The sequence below is a fragment of the Janibacter cremeus genome, assembly GCF_013409205.1.
In the GTDB taxonomy this organism is placed as follows: domain Bacteria; phylum Actinomycetota; class Actinomycetes; order Actinomycetales; family Dermatophilaceae; genus Janibacter; species Janibacter cremeus.
Window position 1 is genome coordinate 2,887,407 of the sequence record NZ_JACCAE010000001.1, and the last position, 21,066, is coordinate 2,908,472.

General features: G+C 71.4%; 19 protein-coding genes and 1 riboswitch. Of the genes, 9 read left to right on the plus strand and 10 right to left on the minus strand.

All coding sequences use genetic code 11. The features are described 5' to 3' along the window. Window positions 1-6 precede the first annotated feature (6 nt). Both BJY20_RS13740 and BJY20_RS13745 read right to left on the minus strand, forming a co-directional pair. Window positions 7-1,227: an aminotransferase class V-fold PLP-dependent enzyme gene (locus tag BJY20_RS13740; protein WP_185992048.1), complete on the minus strand. Its 1,221-nt coding sequence runs from the start codon at window positions 1,225-1,227 to the stop codon at window positions 7-9. A gap of 40 nt (window positions 1,228-1,267) precedes the next feature. Then, a riboswitch (SAM riboswitch) is annotated at window positions 1,268-1,383 on the minus strand. Window positions 1,384-1,456: 73 nt separating this feature from the next. After that, window positions 1,457-2,101 carry a prepilin peptidase gene (locus tag BJY20_RS13745; protein WP_185992049.1) on the minus strand — a complete coding sequence of 215 codons (645 nt, stop codon included), beginning with the start codon at window positions 2,099-2,101 and terminating at the stop codon, window positions 1,457-1,459. Between the two features lie 69 nt (window positions 2,102-2,170). Between BJY20_RS13745 and BJY20_RS13750 the strand changes: the two genes are divergently transcribed. Beyond that, complete coding sequence (locus BJY20_RS13750) at window positions 2,171-4,954, plus strand: DNA translocase FtsK (protein ID WP_185992050.1); 2,784 nt, start codon at window positions 2,171-2,173, stop codon at window positions 4,952-4,954. Here BJY20_RS13750 and BJY20_RS13755 read toward each other — a convergent pair whose 3' ends face one another. Beyond that, window positions 4,955-5,968 (minus strand): MauE/DoxX family redox-associated membrane protein, encoded by a 1,014-nt coding sequence (locus tag BJY20_RS13755; RefSeq protein WP_185992051.1) that lies wholly within the window; start codon window positions 5,966-5,968, stop codon window positions 4,955-4,957. Between the two features lie 43 nt (window positions 5,969-6,011). Between BJY20_RS13755 and BJY20_RS13760 the strand changes: the two genes are divergently transcribed. The 5 genes from BJY20_RS13760 to BJY20_RS13780 are packed head-to-tail and all read left to right on the plus strand — an operon-like array spanning window position 6,012 to window position 9,655. Then, entirely contained in the window at window positions 6,012-6,719 is a 708-nt protein-coding gene (locus BJY20_RS13760) for a potassium channel family protein (RefSeq protein ID WP_185992052.1), read from the plus strand. Between the two features lie 48 nt (window positions 6,720-6,767). Next, on the plus strand, window positions 6,768-8,174 hold the full coding sequence (rimO, locus tag BJY20_RS13765) for a 30S ribosomal protein S12 methylthiotransferase RimO (RefSeq protein ID WP_185992053.1): 1,407 nt from the start codon (window positions 6,768-6,770) through the stop codon (window positions 8,172-8,174). Continuing rightward, window positions 8,171-8,827, plus strand: coding sequence for a CDP-diacylglycerol--glycerol-3-phosphate 3-phosphatidyltransferase (pgsA, locus tag BJY20_RS13770; RefSeq protein ID WP_185992054.1), 657 nt, complete (start codon window positions 8,171-8,173; stop codon window positions 8,825-8,827). The genes rimO and pgsA overlap by 4 nt, the downstream gene beginning before the upstream one ends. Then, a complete protein-coding gene (locus BJY20_RS13775) occupies window positions 8,817-9,329 on the plus strand; it encodes a nicotinamide-nucleotide amidohydrolase family protein (protein WP_185992055.1) in 513 nt (170 codons plus the stop codon). Before pgsA ends, BJY20_RS13775 begins: the two co-directional genes overlap by 11 nt. Before the next feature lie 26 nt (window positions 9,330-9,355). Then, entirely contained in the window at window positions 9,356-9,655 is a 300-nt protein-coding gene (locus BJY20_RS13780; RefSeq protein WP_185992056.1) for a helix-turn-helix domain-containing protein, read from the plus strand. A 15-nt stretch (window positions 9,656-9,670) separates the two neighbouring features. Here the strand turns inward: BJY20_RS13780 and BJY20_RS13785 are convergent, their stop codons facing one another. From BJY20_RS13785 to BJY20_RS13815, 7 genes are all read right to left on the minus strand, one after another. Beyond that, window positions 9,671-10,522 carry a DNA-formamidopyrimidine glycosylase family protein gene (locus BJY20_RS13785; RefSeq protein WP_185992057.1) on the minus strand — a complete coding sequence of 284 codons (852 nt, stop codon included), beginning with the start codon at window positions 10,520-10,522 and terminating at the stop codon, window positions 9,671-9,673. A gap of 2 nt (window positions 10,523-10,524) precedes the next feature. Beyond that, window positions 10,525-15,162: an ATP-dependent helicase gene (locus tag BJY20_RS13790; protein WP_185992058.1), complete on the minus strand. Its 4,638-nt coding sequence runs from the start codon at window positions 15,160-15,162 to the stop codon at window positions 10,525-10,527. Between the two features lie 61 nt (window positions 15,163-15,223). Then, entirely contained in the window at window positions 15,224-15,514 is a 291-nt protein-coding gene (locus tag BJY20_RS13795; protein WP_185992059.1) for a DUF7310 family coiled-coil domain-containing protein, read from the minus strand. Between the two features lie 101 nt (window positions 15,515-15,615). After that, window positions 15,616-16,152, minus strand: coding sequence for a carboxymuconolactone decarboxylase family protein (locus tag BJY20_RS13800; protein ID WP_185992060.1), 537 nt, complete (start codon window positions 16,150-16,152; stop codon window positions 15,616-15,618). Further along, window positions 16,149-17,045: an SDR family NAD(P)-dependent oxidoreductase gene (locus BJY20_RS13805; RefSeq protein WP_185992061.1), complete on the minus strand. Its 897-nt coding sequence runs from the start codon at window positions 17,043-17,045 to the stop codon at window positions 16,149-16,151. Before BJY20_RS13805 ends, BJY20_RS13800 begins: the two co-directional genes overlap by 4 nt. Before the next feature lie 39 nt (window positions 17,046-17,084). Beyond that, window positions 17,085-17,744 (minus strand): lysoplasmalogenase family protein, encoded by a 660-nt coding sequence (locus tag BJY20_RS13810; RefSeq protein ID WP_185992062.1) that lies wholly within the window; start codon window positions 17,742-17,744, stop codon window positions 17,085-17,087. Continuing rightward, entirely contained in the window at window positions 17,741-18,790 is a 1,050-nt protein-coding gene (locus BJY20_RS13815) for an agmatine deiminase family protein (RefSeq protein ID WP_185992063.1), read from the minus strand. Before BJY20_RS13815 ends, BJY20_RS13810 begins: the two co-directional genes overlap by 4 nt. A gap of 83 nt (window positions 18,791-18,873) precedes the next feature. Here BJY20_RS13815 and BJY20_RS13820 point away from each other — a divergent pair, with 83 nt between their 5' ends. From BJY20_RS13820 to recA, 3 genes are all read left to right on the plus strand, one after another. Beyond that, window positions 18,874-19,122, plus strand: a complete 249-nt coding sequence (locus BJY20_RS13820) for a DUF3046 domain-containing protein (RefSeq protein WP_343062907.1) — start codon at window positions 18,874-18,876, stop codon at window positions 19,120-19,122. 63 nt (window positions 19,123-19,185) lie between these two features. Next, complete coding sequence (thpR, locus tag BJY20_RS13825; RefSeq protein ID WP_343062909.1) at window positions 19,186-19,746, plus strand: RNA 2',3'-cyclic phosphodiesterase; 561 nt, start codon at window positions 19,186-19,188, stop codon at window positions 19,744-19,746. A 240-nt stretch (window positions 19,747-19,986) separates the two neighbouring features. Further along, window positions 19,987-21,063, plus strand: a complete 1,077-nt coding sequence (recA, locus tag BJY20_RS13830; RefSeq protein ID WP_185992065.1) for a recombinase RecA — start codon at window positions 19,987-19,989, stop codon at window positions 21,061-21,063. The last annotated feature ends 3 nt before the right edge of the window (window positions 21,064-21,066 follow it).

Genomic DNA, 21,066 nt, shown 5'->3' on the forward strand with positions numbered 1-21,066 from the left:
TCCCGCCTACAACGAGCGAAGGGCGGCGAGCAGCCGGTCCACGTGCTCGCTCGTCGTGCCCAGTCCCGCGCTGATCCGCACGGCGGTCGTCTGCGGACGGTCGGCGAGGAGCTCGTCGACGAGCAGGTGCGCGCAGAACCTCCCGTCGCGCACCCCGATACCGTGCTCTTCCCCGAGGACGCGCGCGACCTCGGCGCTGTCGCGCCCGTCCACGGTGATCATCGCGACCGGTGCCCCCGTCCGTCCGCCGAAGAGGGTGTGCACGCGCACTCCGTCGATGGCGGCGAGGCCACTGAGCAGGCGCGTGCGCAGGGCGTGCTCGTGGGCGACGATCACTTCCTCGTGCTCGCTGATGACGTCGCAGGCGGTGGCCAGGGCGACCGCGCCGAGGACGTTCGGGCTGCCGGCCTCGTGGCGGGCCGGGCCGGCGGTCCACTCGACGGCACCGTCACCGACCCGGGCCGTGGCGCCACCTCCGACGAGGTAGGGATCCGCCGCGTCGAGCCAGTCACTGCGGCCCACCAGGGCACCCGCGCCGAAGGGCGCGTAGATCTTGTGACCGGAGAAGGCGACCCAGTCGATGCCCAGGGCCGCGATGTCGACGCGACGGTGCGGAGCGACCTGGGCGGCGTCGAGCGCGAAGCGGGCCCCGTGCGCGTGCGCCAGGTCGGCGAGCCGTTCGATGGGCCAGCGCTCGCCGGTGACGTTCGATGCACCGGTGGCGACGACGAGGCGGTGCTCACCGGGGTGGGCGCGCAGAGCCTGGTCGAGCAGGGTGATCGCCTCGGCATGGCTGTGCGGGATGGGCAGGCGCACGGCGTCGGACCACGGCAACAGCGCGGCGTGGTGCTCGGAGGCGAAGACGAAGACCGTCGTGCCGGTCGGCAGTGCCCGGGCGAGCAGGTTGAACGAGTCGGTCGTGTTGCGGGTGAAGACGACCTGGTCATCATCGCGGGCCCCGACGAATGCCGCCACGGACTCGCGGGCCGCCTCGTAGCGCGAGCTGGTCACCCTGGCGGCGAAGCCGGCACCACGGTGAACGGAGGAGTAGGTGAGCGCGGCGGCGGTGACCGCCTGCGTGACGGCGACCAGGGCGGGGGTCGTCGCGCCGTGGTCGAGATGGGCGTACTCGACGCTCGAGCCGTCGTGGTCGCGGTAGCTCAGGCCCGCGGAGACCAGCTGGGGCAGGGCGGTGGTGGTGGTGGGACGCAGGTCGGACACGGTCATGGGGGACTCCATCGGGTCGTGGACCCAGGTGTCGACCGTGAGTCCGCGCTTGCCGGACGACACTGCGTCGCCGGCCAGGTCGTCACCCGGAGCACCCCACCGCGGAAGGAGGGTTGCCGACCAGCTAGCCGGGGCTTGTCGCTGGTACTCGTGACCTTGGGTCGAGACGGTAGCGGATGTCGGGCTCGTCGTGTCCACTCGGGCGGTGCACGTCTCGGGTCGTGGGACGTCAGCCGAGCAGGACGGCGAGCAGCGCGCCGCTCACGAGATAGGGGCCGAAGGCCAGGTGGGTGCCCCGGCTCGCCCGACGGGCCAGCAGCAGTCCCAGGGCGACCACGCCGCCGAGGACGAAGCCGAGCCAGAGTCCGGCCAGGACGTGGCCCCACGAGAGCCAGCCGAGGGCGGCCGAGAGTGAGACGACGAGCTTGGCGTCGCCCATCCCGATCGAGCGCCCGTAGAGCACGAGAGCCAGCAGGAGGAAGGCGCCACCGACGAGGAGCGCGGCCAGACCGGCCCGGCGAAGGGAGTCCCAGTCGCCGGTCGCAGCGCTCGCCCCGGCGAGCAGGACGAGCTCGATCGGCACGAGCGGCAGGGTGATCGCGTTGGGCAGCCGGTGCACGTCCGCGTCGATCGCAGCCAGGGCCAGCCCGGCGGGCACCAGCGCGAGGTAGGGCAGCAGCACCGGCCACGGGCGGTCGGCGAGGGCCTGGTCGACGAGGACGCCGGCGAAGGGAGCGAGCGGCACCACCCACCAGTGGTCGGGGAGCGGACCGGTCTCGTCGGCGCGACGGTAGGTGCCCCTGCGCAGCCCGAGGAGGACACCGATGCCGAGCGCGCCCATCACGAGGATGACGAGGATCGTGCGGGAGTCCACCGGGGGAGGCTACCGCCTGTTGCGCGTGTGACGCGTGTGTCAGGCGTGTCTTTCCCCTACCCTGCAAACATGGCCACTCGCCCGTCGACCACCGCTCGCAAGAGCGCCGCCTCGCGACCCCGTGGCAGCACGCGGCCCTCGGGGCGGAAGCCGGCTGCCAAGCGCAAGGCCCCCGCCGCCCGCAAGAAGGGTGCGTCCGGGGGCGGTCTGCCCCTGCCGCTCGCGGCCGTCCAGCGCACCTGGATGGGTGTCGCGCACGCCACGGGCTCGGGCGTGCGCCGGATGGGGCACGGGGCCAGCCAGATCGAGCCGGAGCACCGTCGTGACGGTCTCGGCTTCCTCTTCCTCGCCCTTGCCCTCGTCGTCGCCGTGCGGGAGTGGTGGGGCCTGCCCGGCGCCTTCGGCGACGTCGTGCACGCGGTCTTCGCGGGGACCTTCGGTCGGGTCGCCTACGCCCTGCCCATCGTGCTGCTGCTCCTGGGCGTGCGCCTGCTGCGCACCCCGAGCAACGAGGCGGCGGATGCCCGCCTGGGCTTCGGCACCGTCATGGCTCTCTTCGCGGCCTCCGGGCTGACCCACATCGCCAAGGACATCCCGCAGCCCCCGGTCGGCGCTGCCCCCATGCGTGATGCCGGAGGCATCGTCGGGTTCCTCGCCTCCGATCCGCTCGCGACGGCCGTGACACCGTGGCCCGCGACGGTGCTGCTGATCCTCCTCGGCCTCTTCAGCCTGCTGCTGCTCACGGGGACCCCGCTGCACGAGGTCCCGCAGCGGCTGGCCTACGTCCGCGCCGCCTTCACCGGTGAGGTACCCGCACACGTCAAGGAGCAGCCGGCCGCCGGTGATGCCCCCGGGACCGCCGTCAACCGGGCCCGGCGTCGACGCCGCTCAGCGGACGACGAGGCGCTCTCCGGTCAACGCGACGGCGACACCGCCTACGACCAGGCAGCCGTCGTCCAGCCGGTCGACGGCAAGGGCCGCAAGAAGAAGGCCGCCGCCGCGTCCGCCGCGACGACCCCGATCGAGCAGCCTGAGGCCGGTGGCCCGCGTCCCGGGGAGAAGCGCCCGACGGCCAACCCCGTCGTCGCCCCGGTCAAGGCCGAGAGCAAGACCGTGCTCGAGGCACCGCCCACGGCGCAGCTGCCGCAGCGGGTGGAGCAGCTGGCCCTCGCCGGAGACGTCACCTACACCCTCCCGGAGAGCACGTACCTCACGCCGGGCCCGCCCCACAAGGAGCGCTCCGAGGCCAACGACCAGGTCGTCGAGGCGCTGACCAACACCCTCGACGAGTTCGGCATCGACGCCCAGGTCACCGGGTTCCACCGCGGTCCGACCGTCACCCGGTACGTCGTCGAGCTCGGCCCCGGCGTGAAGGTCGAGCGCGTCACCGCCCTGAGCAAGAACATCGCCTACGCCGTCGCCTCCGCGGACGTGCGGATCCTCAGTCCCATCCCCGGCAAGTCGGCCATCGGTATCGAGATCCCCAACGCGGACAAGGAGATGGTCTGCCTCGGTGACGTGCTGCGCTCCGATGTCGCGCGCAACAACGAGCACCCGATGGTCATGGGCGTCGGCAAGGACGTCGAGGGCGGCTACGTCATCGCCAACCTGGCGAAGATGCCGCACATCCTCGTCGCCGGCGCCACCGGCTCCGGCAAGTCCTCCTTCGTCAACTCGATGATCACCTCCATCCTCATGCGGGCCACCCCGGACGAGGTGCGGATGGTCCTCGTCGACCCCAAGCGCGTGGAGCTGACCGCTTACGAGGGCATCCCGCACCTGATCACCCCGATCATCACCAACGCCAAGAAGGCCGCCGAGGCCCTCCAGTGGGTCGTGCGCGAGATGGACATGCGCTATGACGACCTCGCGACCTACGGCTACAAGCACCTCGACGACTTCAACAAGGCCGTCAAGGCCGGCAAGGTCGAGGCGGTCCCCGGCAGCGAGCGGGTCCTGGAGCCCTACCCGTACCTCTTGGTGATCGTCGACGAGCTCGCCGACCTGATGATGGTCGCTCCGCGGGACGTCGAGGACTCGATCGTGCGCATCACCCAGCTGGCGCGTGCCGCCGGCATCCACCTCGTGCTGGCGACGCAGCGTCCCTCGGTCGACGTCGTGACCGGCCTGATCAAGGCCAACGTCCCCTCACGGATGGCCTTCGCGACGTCGTCGCTGGCCGACTCCCGGGTCGTCCTCGACCAGCAGGGCGCAGAGAAGCTCCTCGGCCAGGGGGATGCGCTGTTCCTGCCGATGGGCAAGTCGAAGCCGATGCGTGTCCAGGGCGCCTGGGTGACCGAGTCCGAGATCGAGGACGTCGTCGCGCACGTCACCGGTCAGCTCAAGCCCACCTACCGCGAGGACGTGGCGCCCCCGGAGGCGCCGAAGAAGCACATCGACGAGGACATCGGCGACGACCTCGACGTCCTGCTCCAGGCGACCGAGCTGGTCGTGACGACGCAGTTCGGCTCGACGTCGATGCTCCAGCGCAAGCTGCGGGTCGGCTTCGCCAAGGCCGGCCGTCTGATGGACCTGCTCGAGTCCCGCGGAGTCGTTGGTCCCTCCGAGGGGTCGAAGGCCCGCGACGTGCTCGTCACCCCGGAGGAGTTGCCGACCACGCTGGCCCTGATGAAGGGCGAGGACCCGCCGGAGCCCGAGGGGGGCCGGACCGAGGAGGCCTTCGACCAGGACTCTGCCGACGAGGTCGAGCAGGGCGAGATGGTCGACACCACGGCCGTGCCCGCACGGGGCGACCGCTATGCGGACGACCCGATCGGGACCGACCCGCCTGCGCAGGAGTGGACCGAGGACGACGACGAGGACGCCTGGACACTGACCGACAACTACCGGTGATCAGGCGGGGGCAAGAACTCCGGCCGCGAGCAGCTCCCCCCGCACGTCCTCGACGAAGGCCGTGACCTCGTGGCCGCCCATGACCGGCCCGCCGGCGAGCATCCCGTCCCCGCCCAGCAGGACCGCACTCGGTGTGCGGGCACCGAAGATGCGAATGGTCACGCCCTTCGAGTCGTGCATGAGGTGGCCCTCGAGCTCCGGGACGGCGGCCACGGTGGCCTCGATCGTCTGGGCGACGACGCCGATGACCCGCACCGGCGCGAGGTCGGTGGACCACTGCGGGATGCTCTCGATCGCCGCCCGGCACGATCCGCAGCCGGGTGAGATGAAGACGAGCACCACGGCACCCGTGCGGGTCAGCTCAGTGAGGTTGTGCAGGCTGCCGTCGGCGTCCGCGAGGGTGGCGAAGGGGAGGGGCTGGCGCAGGTAGTCCAGCTCGCCCTCGGCGTCGGAGGGGTGGGCGCCGACCACCGACGAGGTGGGGGAGCCGCCCTTCGGCCCACCGAAGGTGGTCCCGAGGACTGCGCCGGTGAGCACGACCAGGCCCAGCCACATCCACTCGACGCCGGAGGCGTCGACGAGCCGACTCGCCACGGACGCCTCGGCGGTGGCGGACCAGACGCCCAGCAGGGCCACGATGACCAGCAGGACGTTGCGCACGGCGGTCCGACGGGTGACCTGACCGAGGCCCAGCTCGCCGAAACAGCTGCACGTCACCGGGTGGTCGAAGGTCAGCGCGCGGGCGATGACGACGAGGTAGCCGGCGAAGAGCAGAGTGGCGATCACGGCCACGGGCAAGGCGAAGGGGGGCGGGGCCACCAGCAGAGCGGCCGCCAGGAGGATCTCGACCCAGGGGAGCGCGCGGGGCGCGGGCGAGTTGGTCAGCACCCGCGGCAGCTCGAGCTGGGAGAAGGCGCTGCGTGTGGCGTCGGTGTGGCGCGCCTTGGCCGCCCCGCTGACCAGGAGGAGTACGAGGAGCAGGAGCGGCGGAAGCAGAAGAGGCCCGGTGAACACGTCGGGCAGTCTAGATCGCCGCTCGACACCTACAGTTGGACGCATGACGAAGGCTTGGTACGAGCTCGACAGCCGTCCGACGGGCGCGCACTACTGGGCGGCAGTCATCCGCAAGCAGCCGTCGGCGGTGCTCGTCTTCGTCCAGCTCTTCGCGATAGCCCTGCTGCCGTGGGTGGAGTCGGAGTCCTGGGGGCGGGCCGCCATCGCCGGCATGTCGTTGCTCGCGGTGACCTTCGGTGTCTGGACCGTGCGTTCGACTCCGGCGCTGACCTGGCTGGCCCTGCTCATCGGCTTTCCGGCCTATGTCCTGGAGGTGTGGTCGGTCGTCGACCCCTCGAACACCACGGTGACTTTCGTTGCACACCTGCTGCTGGCGATCTTCTACGTCTACGTCGCCTACGGCCTGGTGTCGTACATGTTCGCCGACACGTGGGTGACCAAGGACGAGTTCTTCGCCGTCGCCGCAGCCTTCACCGTGCTGCTCTTCGCCTTTGCCTATCTCTACGTCGCCATCCAGACGATGGCCCCCGGCTCATTCATGGCCGGCGACGGCGGAGGTCCGCAGCGCTCCTTCCTGGAACTGCTGTATTTCTCCGGGGCCAACCTCACCAGCGTCGGCCTCTCGGACATCGTCCCGGTCGAGCCCCACGCCCGTGCCGCGACGATCATCGAGCAGCTGACCGGCGTGCTCTACGTGGCCATGGTCATCTCCCGCCTGGTGGCCCTGACGGTGATGCGAGCGCGCAATTGACCACGGTTGGGGACCGAGCACGGGCGCGGGCCACATACAGTGGAGGGCATGTCCGTGCCCCGTAGCGTCGCTCTCGTCACCCTCGGGTGCACGCGCAATGAAGTTGATTCCGAGGAACTCGCCGGGCGGTTGACCGCCGAGGGCTGGACCCTTGTCGACGATGCCGCTATGGCCGATGTGGCCGTCGTCAACACCTGCGGCTTCATCGAGCAGGCCAAGAAGGACTCGATCGACGCGATCCTCGAGGCGGGCGACCTGCGCGAGCACGGTCGGACGCAGAAGGTCGTGGCCGTCGGGTGCCTCGCCGAGCGCTACGGCAAGGAGCTCGCCGACGAGCTGCCCGAGGCCGATGCCGTCCTGGGATTCGACTCCTACACCGACATGTCCAACCACCTGCGCGCCGTCCTCGACGGGCACGCGCCCGAGGCCCACACGCCCGGTGACCGACGCCAGCTGCTGCCGATCTCGCCGGTCGAGCGGGAGGCCGCTACGGCCGATGTCGCCGTGCCGGGGCACGGTGCGAACGACCTGCCGCGTGCCCGCCTGGACGACCGGCCGTGGGCCCCGCTGAAGATCGCCTCCGGCTGCGACCGCCGGTGCTCCTTCTGCGCCATCCCCACGTTCCGTGGAGCCTTCGTCTCCCGCCGGCCGAACGACGTCGTGGCCGAAGGGAGATGGCTGGCCTCCCAGGGCGTGCGCGAGCTCTTCCTCGTCAGCGAGAACTCCACGTCCTACGGCAAGGACCTCGGCGACCTCGACCTGCTGGAGCAGCTGCTGCCCGAGCTCGTCGCCATCGAGGGCGTCGAGCGGGTCCGCGTGTCCTACCTGCAGCCCGCGGAGATCCGTCCCGGCCTGCTGCGCGCGATGGCCGCCACGCCCGGTGTCGTGCCCTGGTACGACATCTCCTTCCAGCACGCCTCGGGACCGCTCCTGCGCCGGATGCGTCGCTTCGGTGACACCGACTCCTTCCTCGAGCTGATCCGCTCGGTGCGCGAGCGCCAGCCGGAGGCCGGGATCCGCTCCAATGTCATCCTCGGCTTCCCCGGCGAGAGCGAGGCGGACGTGGCCGAGCTCGAGCGCTTCCTCGTCGAGGCACGCCTGGACGTCGTCGGCGTCTTCGGCTACTCCGACGAGGACGGCACCGAGGGCGAGGGACTCACCGACAAGGTCGAGCCCGACGTGATCGCCGAGCGGGTCGAGCGGATCACGCGCCTCGCCGAGGAGCTGACCGCCCAGCGCGCCGAGGAGCGCATCGGGGAGAGCATCACCGTGCTCGTGGAGGAGATCGACGAGGAAACCGGTGAGACCGTCGGACGGGCCGACCACCAGGGCCCGGACATCGATGGCGCGACCGTGCTCACCGGAGCGGTCGACGCGCTCAGGCCGGGCACGCTCGTCACCGCGACGGTCGTCGACACCGAGGGGATCGACCTCATCGCGGAGGTGTCGGCATGAGCAACGAGCCGTCCCCGTCGGCCGACCCGAGCACCACGACGCCCGAGCCGAGCCCGTGGAACCTGCCCAACGCCCTGACGGTCCTGCGCATCCTGCTCGTGCCCGTCTTCGTCTGGCTGGTGCTGCGCTACGGCGGTGACGACACGAGCTCGCGCTGGTGGGCGTGGGGTGTCTTCGCCGTCGCGATCATCACCGACCGCATCGACGGCGACCTGGCGCGGGCCAAGGGGCTCGTCACCACCTTCGGCAAGGTCGCCGACCCGATCGCCGACAAGGCGCTCACGGGGGCCGGCTTCATCTCCCTGGCGATGATCGACGAGATCCCGTGGTGGATCACCATCGTCATCCTCGCCCGCGAGCTCGGTATCACCGCCCTGCGCTTCTGGGTCATCCGCCACGGGGTCATGCCGGCCAGCCGTGGCGGCAAGATCAAGACCGTCCTGCAGGGTGTGGCGATCGGCCTGTTCGTCATGCCACTGCAGACCTTCCCCGCAGAGGACTTCTTCCGCCTGTTGGCCGGAGGCGTCCTCCTCGCCGCGCTCGTCGTGACGATCGCGACTGGGGTCGACTACGTGATCAAGGCGCTGACTCTGCGCACGACGAGCGAGCGGGCCCGGATGAAGCGCGACCGCAAGGCGAACGGTGGCCACTGAGCCGCACACCGAGGCCGGCCGCCTGCTGGAGGGTCTGACTGCTCGGGGCTGGTCGCTCGGCACTGCCGAGTCGCTGACCGGGGGCCTCCTCGCGGCGACGTTCGTCGCGGTCGCCGGCGCATCGCAGGTCTTCCGCGGCTCCGTGGTGGCCTACGACCCTGGTGTGAAGATCGACGTTCTGGGTGTCCCGGCGGAGCTTGTCGAGCGCGTCGGCACGGTCGCCCAGGAGGTCGCCGCACAGATGGCCCTGGGCGCGCGCCGCGTGCTCGGGGTGGACGTCGCCCTGGCGACGACCGGGGTCGCCGGACCGGGCCCGAGCGAGGGCCACCCGGCCGGAACCGTGTGGCTGGCGTGCGCGGCTCCCACGGGAGTGACAACGCGCGTGTTGGCGTTGACCGGAGACCGGCCGCAGGTGCGTACCGATGCCGTCCTGGCCGCGCTCGTTCTCGGTCACGAGGTCGCCCTGTCTGCTGACGGTGGCCCGATGTACGGTGGAGCGTGACGAAGGACATGAGGAGGTGGGCCCCGATGGTGCTGTTGAGAGAAGAGCTCGGCGACGTGCTCCGCAGTGCCCGGCGTGCCCGGGGGAGCACCCTGCGGGACGTGTCCGCCAGGGCCTCGGTCTCCCTCGGCTACCTCAGCGAGGTCGAGCGCGGTGAGAAGGAAGCGAGCTCGGAGCTCGTCGCCTCCATCTGCCAGGCGCTGGACCTGCCGATGTCCGTCGTCTTCTCCGAGATCGCCCTGCGGGCCGACCGTGCCGAGCGTGCGAGTGCCCCGGTCGCACTACCCGTGGCCAACCGCGACGAGACGGTCGTCTCCGCAGCCTGACCATCCGGTCGGGCCTCACTGACGACGGTGGCCCAAGGGCGGCTGATCCCGCCCGTCATCGGCGGGTGCCAGTCCCCCTTGGCAGCCGGGGCACGAGAAGAAGGCGCGTTCTTGTCCACCCACGGCCAATGGGGCCACCCGGATGGTCGAGCCGCACCGTCGGCACGGGCGAGCGACGCGACCGTGGACGAAGCTCCGGCGATCGGAGCGGCGCTCGCCGGTCGAGGACTGCATCGCCAGGTCGAAGCCGCGACCCATCAGTGCGTGTACCCGCTCCACGAGGGCGGTGAGCTCGGGGAGCGTGAGTTGCCCCACGGGTTGCCACGGGTGCAACCGTTGGGCGAAGAGCGCCTCGCTGGCCCAGAAGGTACCGACCCCCGCCAGGTTGCGTTGGTCGAGCAGAGCCGAGGCCAGCGTGTCGTTCGTAGCCGCGGACAGGCGCGCGACGGCGGCCGCCACGTCCCAGTCCGGGCCGAGCACATCGGGCCCGAGGTGCGCGACGAGCCGGTGCTCGTCCTCCCTGCGCACGAGGTCGACCTCCCCGAGGCGCAGGCCCAGGGTCGTCCACGACGCGGTCCCGAGGGCCACGCGTAGGTCCGCACGACGCAGGTACCGTATCGCCGCCGGTGAGTTGCTCGCCTCGATGCGCCAGGCCCCCTCCATCCGCAGGTGCGTGTGGAGGGTCCATCCGCTGTCGAAGCGGTGGAGCAGGTGCTTGCCCCGGGCGACGACCTCCTCGACCCGTGCGTCGCGCACCGGGTCCTCCCCGGTGGTGCTCCAGCGTATGTCGACGAGCGTCAGCTGCGCCCCGGCGAGCGCCTGTCCCAGACGCTGCGCTGAGCGCCGGACGGTGTCACCCTCGGGCACGGTCAGCGACCCCCGGTCGGCCGCAGTCGCAACCCGCGCGGGGTCATCGTGAAGCCGGCGTCGGTCAGCGCGAGCGCGAGCGGATCGGTGGAGCCCAGAACCGGCGTGCCGTCGGCCTTGTGCACCGTGATCCGGCCGAGGGCACCACGGCGCACGGCATCGGCGAGCCCCTGCGCCGCAGTTCCCAGCACCCCCGGGTCATCACCCCAGGTCAGCAGGGTGCGACCTCCGCGCTCGACGTAGAGGACGATCTCCCCGTCCACGATGACGACGAGTGCACCGGCCTTGCGCCCGGGCTGGTGCCCGGACCGGTCCGCAGAGCGCTCGGGCCACCGCAGGGCGGCTCCCCAGGCGTTGGCCGGGTCGGTGGCGGCGAGGACGAGCGCCTCCTGGCTCGCACGGGTCGACCGGACCTCGTCCACTGCGCCCGGCACGGCGAACTGGGACGCACCCAGCCCCTCGACGAAGTACCCGCGGCGCACCTGTCCGGCTTCTTCAGCCACGCTGAGCACCCGGTGGATCGCTGCGAATCCGCCCGTGACTTCCTCCGCGACGACGGCTCCGCGGGTGACCACGCCATACCGGTCGAGCAGTCCCTCGGCGGCTGCGTGCACGCGGATCGTCGGATCGGTCTCGGCGGCGGGCAGGAGAGACCAGCGGCCGGCCACACGCGGCGGTCCGCTACGGCTCGGGACTCCTGACCTGCCCAGGCGGGGGCGACCCCCGTACCGGCTGCGACTCATCGGGCGACGGGGAGCGCGGTGCGCCGAGCGACCACCGGCGAGGAGGCCGCGGACCGGGGCCAGGGTGTCGCCGGTGACCAACCCACGGTGGACGAGGGACCACAGTGCGTCGGCCAGCTCGTCATCGGTCGCCGGACTCCGGGGCGAGCCGCCACCTGCGTGCTCGACCTCGGCTCGTGCGACCGCGTCGGCGATGTCCCGGAAGAAGTACGCACCCCCGCTTCCCAGCACCGTGTGCACGGCCCGTTCCAGCTCGGTCAGGTCGTCACTCGTGGGCACGGGCAGGGTCGCCGCCGCCCCGTCCGCGAGGTGCAGGCTGACCCAGGCGTCGTCGCCGGGCAGCGGTCCGTGCCCGGCCCAGAGCACCTCACCGCTGCTCATGAGGTCGTCGAGCAACGGTGCGACCGGGTCGTCGACGCGCGCCGGCAGCACGAGCGCCTCGAGCGCACTGGCCGGGAGCAGGACACCGCTGAGCTGCTCGACGACGCGGAGCACGCCATCGCGCCCGCGCATCCTCCTCCCCATGCCTTGCCACGCCGTGAGGAAGCGAGCGTATTGCCGTGGCTCCACCGGCTCCACCTCGTGGCGGAGCGCCGCGAGCGAGCGCCGACGCAGGGTCCGCAGCACCTCGACATCACAGAACTCGCCACCTCGGCCCCCGCACTCGACCGGCAACAGGTCGCCCTCGGCGAGCCGCCCCGCGTGGACGAGCCGGCGCAGGGCATCGACGGCGACGGCCCGGGAGATGCCGTAGTGCTCGGCGAGGTCCGTGGCGGCGAAGGGCACGTGCGTGCGGGCGTAGCGGGTGACGAGGCCGCCGAACGGGTCGGCGACGGGCTCGAGTGCGGTGCCCGGTAGACCAGCGGGAAGGGAGACACCGAGGGCGTCCCGCAGGCGGGCGGCGTCGTCGATACTCGCCCACCGCTCCTCGCCCGCGACCGGGACACGGATGACCTGGCGAGCCGCTTCGAGCGCGGCCAGGGCCGAACGAACGGACGGCTCATCGAGCTCGGGGACGCTGCGCTCGACGAGAGCGGCGAGCCCCAGCGGGCCGAGGACCCGGACGAGGTCGGAGAGGTCATCAGCATCCCGCGCGGCACGCGCGGGCACGAGGTGCTGCAGCTCGGCCGCAGTGCGTTCCACGGCCCGGGGATCGAGCAGGTCGGCCAGGGAGAGCTGCTCACCGCGCCCGAGCAGGTCGGCCAGCAGCGTCGGGTCGAGGGTGAGGGCGGCAGCGCGCCGCTCGGCCAACGGCGAATCGCCCTCGTAGAGGAACTGCGCGACGTAGCCGAACATCAAGGACGTGGCGAAGGGGGAAGGCCGCGGGCTCTCGACGTCGACGAGCGTGACCCGTCGTCGCGTGATCGCGGTCATCAGCTCGGTCAGGGAGGGTACGTCGAAGACGTCCTGGACGCACTCACGCACTGCCTCGAGCACGATCGGGAAGTCGGAGTGCCCGCTGGCGACCTGCAGCAGGGAGGCAGCGCGCTGGCGCTGCTGCCACAACGGTTGGCGTTTGTCCGGACGTCGGCGGGGGAGCAGCAGGGCGCGGGCTGCGCACTCTCGGAACCGCGCCGCGAAGAGCGCCGAACCCCCGATCTCGTCGGTGACGAGGGTGTCGACGTCGGCCGGATCCAGGGTGATCAGGTCGAGCAGCTCGCTTGCGTGCAGCCCCGTCTCGTCCCCGAACTCCACATCCGGCAGACGCAGCATGATCCCGTCGTCACCGTGCATCGCCTGCACGTCGACGCCGAAGCGCTCGCGCATCCGCGCGGAGACCGCCAGCGCCCACGGCGCGTGCACCTGCGCGCCGAAGGGGGAGTGGACCGCCATCCGCCAGTCACCGATCTCGTCGCGGAAGCGCTCGACGACGATCGTGCGGTCATCGGGCAGCAGACCGGTCGCCTCGCGCTGCTCAGCGAGGTACTGCAGGAGGTTATCCGCCGCCCACGGGTCCAGCCCGGCCTCGGACAGGCGGGCGGTCGCCCCCTTCGCGTCCAGGCCGCAGACCTCACGGACGAAGGCGCCGACGGCTCTGCCCAGCTCGGCCGGACGCCCGATCTGGTCGCCGTGCCAGAACGGCAGCTTGCCCGGCTGGCCCGGTGCCGGCGTGACGAGGACCTGGTCGTGGGTGATGTCCTCGATCCGCCAGCTGCTCGTGCCGAGGGTGAAGACGTCGCCGACACGTGACTCGTAGACCATCTCCTCGTCGAGCTCACCCACCCGACGACCGGGACCGTCCCCGCTGGCGAGGAAGACGCCGTACAGGCCACGGTCGGGGATCGTGCCGCCGCTGGTCACCGCCAGCCGTTGTGCGCCACGGCGGCCGACGACGGTGCCGGCGACCCGGTCCCAGGTGATGCGCGGGCGCAGCTCGGCGAAGTCCTCGGAGGGGTAGCGCCCGGCGAGCATGTCGAGGGTCGCGTGCAGCAGGCTCTCCGGCAGCGACGCGAAGGGGGCGGCCCGCCGCACCAGCTCGCCCACGTCATCGACCTGCCAGTCGTCGAGGGCACACATCGCCACGACCTGCTGGGCGAGGACGTCGAGCGGATTGGCCGGGACGCTCAGGGCCTCGATGGCGCCCTCGCGCATGCGCTCCACGACGACGGCGGACTGGACGAGATCGCCGCGGAACTTGGGGACGACGACGCCGTGGCTGACGGCGCCGACCTGGTGCCCGGCGCGGCCCACCCGTTGCAGGCCGGAGGCCACCGAGGGGGGTGACTCGATCTGGATGACGAGATCGATCGCACCCATGTCGATGCCGAGCTCGAGGCTGGAGGTGGCGACGACGCAGGGCAGGCGCCCGGACTTCAGGTCCTCCTCGATCTCGGCGCGTGCTTCCTTGCTCACCGAGCCGTGGTGGGCGCGGGCGAGGACCGCCGGCGCGCCTGCGTCGGACCCGGCCTGGGCCATCATCTCGGCCGGCGGACGACTCGGTGGCGGGGAATCCTCGGCCGGAGCGGTGCGTTCGTGCCAGATCTCGTTCAGCCGTCCGGTGAGGCGCTCGGCGACCCGACGCGAGTTGACGAAGACGAGCGTCGTGCGGTGCTGCGAGACGAGGTCGACGACCCGCTCCTCGACGTGTGGCCAGATCGAGGTGCGCTGCGGCTCGCTCGCGGCAGCACCGCTGAGGTCCCCGGTGGACCCGCCGAGCTCGGTGAGGTCGGCGACGGGGACGACGACGTCGAGCTGCCACTGCTTGTGCGAGGTCGGCGCGACGATCTCGACGGGACGACCGCCGGTGAGGAAGCGGCCGACCTCCTGAGTCGGTCGCACGGTGGCCGACAGCCCGATTCGCTGGGCAGGCCGGTCCAGCAGGGCATCGAGCCGCTCGAGTGAGAGTGCCAGGTGGGCGCCGCGCTTCGTGCCGGCCAGGGCGTGGATCTCGTCGACGATGACGGTCTCGACCCCCGCGAGCGCATCGCGCGCCCCGGAGGTGAGCATGAGGAAGAGCGACTCGGGGGTCGTGATGAGGACGTCGCTGGGGGCCTTGGCGAAGGCCCGGCGCTCTTTCGCCGGGGTGTCACCGGAGCGCACGGAGACGCTGACCTCGGGGGCGGCCAGACCGAGGCGGTCGGCCGCGTGGCCGATGCCGACGAGCGGGGAGCGCAGGTTGCGCTCGACGTCGACTGCCAGGGCCTTCAGCGGGGAGATGTAGAGGACCCGGCAGCGCCGCAGCGGCTCCTGCGGACGTGGCTGCGAGGCGAGTCGGTCCAGCGCCCAGAGGAAGGCCGAGAGGGTCTTGCCCGAGCCGGTCGGGGCGACGACGAGTGCGTGGGAGCCGGCGCTGACCGCCCGCCACGCGCCCTCCTGCGCCGCGGTGGGCGCGGCGAAATTGCTCCCGAACCACGCAGCGGTGGCAGGGGAGAAGCGGTCGAGGACGTCGTCGGTCATGTCGGGGTCAGCCTGCCACCGACCGCCGACAGCGTCGCTGTCCCGCGGTGGTCGAGCCGACTCAGCGCCTCAGCAGGTCCAGCACCTGATCGAGCTTGCCGTCCACAGAGTTGACCTTGCCCTCGAGAGACTCGACCTTGCCGGTGAGCGAGTCGACCTTTGCCTCCAGCGAGGACGTGCGCTTCTCAAGAGAGGACATGCGTCCGTCGAGTGACCCGACGTCCTCGGTCAACTCGTCGAAGCGGTTGGTGTGGCGCCGCTGGGTGTTCTGGATGTCAGCGATCATCGTGTAGACGGCAGAGATGTCGTTGTCGTGCTGACGCACCTTGCGTTCCAGATCGATCGCTGTCATGTCCCCACGATAGGCGCTCGGGTGCCGACACGCCGAGGTCTCGCGACCTTCCGGTGGACAACCTCCTGACGGGCCGGGCCGGAGAAGGACCAGCCCAACGGTCACCGGTGCTGGTCAGGCTCCAGACGTAGCGTCATCAACGTCGTCGCGAGCATGTCGTAGTGGCCGACGAGCAGGAGCAGCTCGATCGCCTCGCGCTCGGTGGTCATGCGCCGCAAGGCCGCCCACTGCTCGTCATCGAGGTCCTTGGCCCGCACGAGGGTTCGGGCGCTCTCGCGGAGCACTCGCTCGCGCGGGCTCAGCGACTCGACGACCTCGTCGGCGAGGATCCCCTCGATCTCGGTGGAGGTCAGGCCGGCGCGCCTTCCGAGCAGGCGGTGGTGCTCCCGCTCGTACTCGCACGCCCGCTGCGTCGCGACGGTGAGGATGACCATCTCCGACTCCCGACGCTGCAGCGAGCCGAAGGGCATCAGCCGACCGGCGAAGTGCAGCCAGCCGGTGAACAGCCCTTTGGTGCGGCCGAGGGTGGTGAAGATCGCCGGTGGCTCGGTGCCCGTGACCTTGCCTGCGGCCCGGGAGAACCCCCAGCGGATCGGGCCGAGGTCCTTCAGGCCGCCCGGGGCGATCCGCGCAGTCATGCCGACTCGCCCGACCCGAGCGTCGCGGGCCCGGTACTCGGCTGTTCGGTGGTGTAGCCGATCTGCTCCGTGCGGGCGATCTCGAGCGACTCCTCGAGATCGGGCAGGGGCTTGAGCTCGATGACCCGCTGTGCGACATGGCGCAGCGGCACGACCGGCGCGACCCAGGCCGGGGCAGTGATCCGCCGGCTGCGCCGGGCGATGCCGCGCTCGAGGGCGCGCAGGCCGGCCTCGATGGGCGCGACACCGCTGACGGTGCCACCGCCGGTGAGCTTCTCGCCGGCCTTGGTGGCGAAACCCCGCTCGGTCATGTCGGTCTCCAGCTCGGAGTAGTAGGCGACCCCGACCTTCGCCCCGCTCGGCCTGATCTCCTGGCGCAGCGTGTTGCCGATGGCCTCGACCGCGGCCTTGCTCGCGCTGTAGGCCCCCAGCAGGGGCACGTGCACGGCCCCGCCCAAGGACGCGGTGGCCAGGGCGTACCCGGACGGGTGGCTGATGTGCGGACCAGCGGCGCGCAGGGTGTAGAAGGTGCCGAGAGTGTTGACCCGCAGGTGGGCCTCCATCACGCCCGGCTGCCCGCCGATGAGCGGCAGCTGCTTGGCGATACCGGCATTGGCGATGACGACGTCGAGACCGCCGAGCTCGGTCACCAGATCCTCGACCGCCCGGTCCACGGCGCCCGGATCGGCGACGTCGCACTCACGCCATGGGGCGTTGTTGCGCGCGGCAACACCGGCGAGGAGGTCGGGCTCGAGGCCCATCACGGCCACGCGCGCCCCGTGGGCGGTCAGCAGGTCGGCGGTCGCGGCGCCGATGCCCCGGGCCGCGCCGGTGATCAGGACGCGACGGCCACGCAGGGCGGGGGTGTACTTGGGCAGCGGATGGAGGCTCATTACTGGAAGGTAACAACGAAGCCGGCTCCCCGCTACCTCTCAATCGCGCAGGCCGTGCACCAGCAACGCCAGGGCCGCCGTGTACGTCGAGAGGATGACGCCGTCGGCGACCATCCGCCGTCGGGGTGTGGTCGCGTACTGCTGGCCGACGATGATCGCCGCGTCGGAGAGCAGGAAGAGGGCCCCGCCCAGGGCGACCCCGCGACGAGGCCGCGGTGGGCCCCCTTCGCCCATGGCCAGTGCCGACATCGAGCCCAGGAGCACGCCGTACCCGCCCAGGACGGGGTCGGGGAGGCCGCCGCCGTCGGAGTCGAGCACTGCGAGCACGCCCATCACCCCTGCCGCAGCCGCCGACGGGACCGGTTGCGGCCGCGCACCGTCGCGCAGCAACGTGCGGATCAGCCCCACCTGCTGGACGGCGAAGGCGCTCGCGCCCAGCCGCATCTGCTGCCGGGAGGTCGCTCCCTCGGTCTGGCCCGAGCGGTACATGAACCAGTCGCCGACGAGGGAGCCGCCGAGCGCGGCGAGCAGTGTCGTCGTGCGTCCGCGCGGACGCGTCGACCGGGTCGCGGCGACGCCGGCCGCGAGCGTCGGGGCGAGAGCCAGCTTGCTGACCAGGTGGATACGGTCCCGTCCGGCCATCGCCGCCACGGTTGTCGTCACCGCCGCGGGCACGTAGGCGAGCAGATCGGTTCTCATGCGGACAACGGCTCCTGCTGGGTGATGCAGTGGATGCCGCCACCTCGGTCGAAGAGAGGACGGGCGTCGACGCCGACGATCTCGCGGCCGGGGTAGACCTCGCGCAGCACCTGCAGCGCACGCTCGTCGTTGGGGTCGTCGAAGACGCACGCGACGACGCCGCCGTTGCACACGAGGTGGTTGACGTAGGACCAGTCGACCGGTCCCTCCTCGTCGGTCAGCGCGGTGGGCGCGGGGATGCGGGTGACCTGCAGGGAGCGCCCGGCCGAGTCGCTCGCGGCGAGCAGTACCTGCTCCAGCTCGCGGCAGACCGCGTGGTCCGGGTGCGACTCGTCCTCCTGCCAGTGCAGCAGGACACGTCCCGGCTCGGTGAAGGTCGCGACGATGTCGACGTGCCCTCGGGTGCCGAACTCGTCGTAGTCGCGCGTCAGGCCGCGCGGCAACCAGATGAAGGTGTCCACACCCAGCAGCGGGCCGACCTCCGCCTCGATGTCCGCTTTCGTCGCGCCGGGGTTGCGGCCGGGGTCGAGCTGGACGGTCTCGGTGAGCAGGACCGTGCCCCGGCCATCGACGTGCAGTCCGCCACCCTCGTTGACGATGGGCGAAGGGAGGTGGTGGGCTCCCGAGGCGTCCGCCACCTGCGCGGCGACCCGGGCGTCGTGCTCCCACGAGGCCCAAGCCTGGGCGCCCCAGCCGTTGAAGACCCAGTCGACCCCGCCGAGCTCCCCCTGGGGGCCGAGAACGAATGTCGGGCCGATATCGCGCATCCAGGCATCGTCGAGATCGGCCAGGACGATGTCGATCGGGTGGGCGGTATCGTTGCGCAGGTACTCACGGCACTCGTGGATGTCGCGCGGTTGGACGACCAGGGTCACCGGCTCGAAGGCGGCCACCGCACGGGCGACGTTCGCCCACGTACGCCGTGCCTCATCGGCCTCCGCCTCGGTGTCGCCGAGCGTGTAGCCGTGGCTCGGCCAGGCCATCCACGTCTGCTCGTGCGTCTGCCACTCGGCGGGCATGTGCCACCGGGTCGTCGGGCGCCCCATGCGGCGTCCTCCTTCGTCGTCGTGGCTGCAGTATGCCGCCTGTCACCGACACTCTCGACAGCAACTAGCCTGTGCGGGTGCGCGTGAGTCGATTCTGGACCCTCATGACGGACGAGTTCGGTGCGGCCTACGCCGACACGCTCGCCCGGGGTCACGTCGTGCACGCCCTCGGGGACCGCACCGCAGCCGCCGCGTTGGCGGAGGGCATGTCACCCCGCACCGTCTGGGAGTCCCTGTGCGAGGACCTCGACATCCCCGAGCACCGGCGCCTCGGCATCGACCGGGCGCCCATGCCGGTCCCGCCTCGGATCGCGAACGAGCCCTCGGAGTGAGCCGGCCCCGCCTCTCGTGGGCGAGGCCCTCCTGAGCGCCCGGGAGCGTGGCAGTCTGGGCGGGTGGGACAGCGGATGTTCGTCGCGGTGGTGCCGCCGCAGGACGTGCTCGACGAGCTGGCCGACTTCCTGGCTCCCCGGGAGGGGATGCCGTGGATCGACCCCTCGCAGTGGCACCTGACGCTCGCCTTCCTGGCCTCGGTGCCCGACGCACGCGAGGACGAGTTCGTGGATCACCTCGGCGTGGCGGCGGCGCGGGTCACGCCCTTCGACGTGGTGCTCGGGGGCGCCGGGTGCTTCCCCGAGCCGTCCCGGGCCAAGGTGCTGTGGCTCGGCGTCGACGAGGTGGCGGGGGAGTCGCTCACGAGGTTGGCGACCGGGGCGCGGGCTGCGGCGAACGTCTCGGGCGCGACCCCCGACGGCAAGGCCTTCGTCCCCCATCTGTCCCTGGCCCGCCTGAAGCGCTCGATCGAGGCGACGAAGTGGCTGCGCGTGCTCGACACCTTCTCCTCGTCCCGGTGGCGGGTGCGCGAGATCGAGCTCATCGCCTCGCACCTGGGGGAGGGGCCGAGGCGTCGGCCCCGGTACGAGACGGTCGCCCGGCTCGCGTTGTCGGGGGAGTAGCCGCACGCTCGCGGCATCCGGTGCGGCGTGTCGGCGCGCCGCTCCCAACCTCGAACACGTGTTCGGGTAGCGTCGTACACAGGTGCTCATCCGACAGCACCGGTGTCCACAGCCCCACGGCAGCTGCGGACCGTTGTCGGTGGTGGCTCCTAGCGTCTGACCAGACAAGCACGAGACGTCCGACAGTGCGGATCCGGTCGCCGGTGGGCGCGCCCGACACGATGACAAGGAAGGTGTGGCATGGCTGAGGTCACGACCATCGACAGCAAGCAGCACGAGCAGAAGCTGAAGTCCCTCGACAGCGTCATGGGGCAGATCGAGAAGGCACACGGCAAGGGTGCGGTCATGCGCCTCGGCGATGACGTGCGCCCTCCGATCGCGACCATCCCGACGGGGTCGATCTCCCTCGACGTCGCCCTCGGTATCGGCGGCCTGCCCCGCGGTCGTGTCGTCGAGATCTACGGCCCGGAGTCCTCCGGCAAGACGACCGTCGCCCTGCACGCCGTGGCCAATGCGCAGAAGGGCGGCGGCATCGCGGCCTTCATCGACGCCGAGCACGCGCTCGACCCGGAGTACGCGAAGAAGCTCGGTGTCGACACCGACGCCCTCCTGGTCAGCCAGCCGGACACCGGTGAGCAGGCCCTGGAGATCGCCGACATGCTCATCCGTTCCGGCGCGCTGGACATCATCGTCGTCGACTCCGTCGCCGCGCTCGTGCCCCGCGCCGAGATCGAGGGCGAGATGGGGGACAGCCACGTCGGTCTGCAGGCCCGCCTGATGAGCCAGGCGCTGCGCAAGATCACCGGTGCGCTCAGCACGTCCGGTACGACGGCGATCTTCATCAACCAGCTCCGCGAGAAGATCGGTGTCATGTTCGGCTCGCCCGAGACGACCACGGGTGGCAAGGCGCTGAAGTTCTACGCCTCGGTCCGCCTGGACGTCCGACGCATCGAGACCCTCAAGGACGGCACCGACCCGGTCGGCAACCGCACCCGCTGCAAGGTCGTGAAGAACAAGGTCTCCCCGCCGTTCAAGCAGGCCGAGTTCGACATCCTCTACGGGCAGGGCATCTCGCGCGAGGGAGGCCTGATCGACATGGGCGTCGACCACGGCTTCGTCCGCAAGGCCGGCGCCTGGTACACCTACGAGGGCGACCAGCTCGGTCAGGGCAAGGAGAACGCGCGCAAGTTCCTCAAGGACAACCCGCAGCTCTCCGACGAGATCGAGGCCAAGATCAAGACCAAGCTGGGCATTGGTGTCGCGCCCGTCGAGGAAGAGGCAACGGCGGAGCCGGCCGAGGTTCCGGTCGACTTCTGAGCT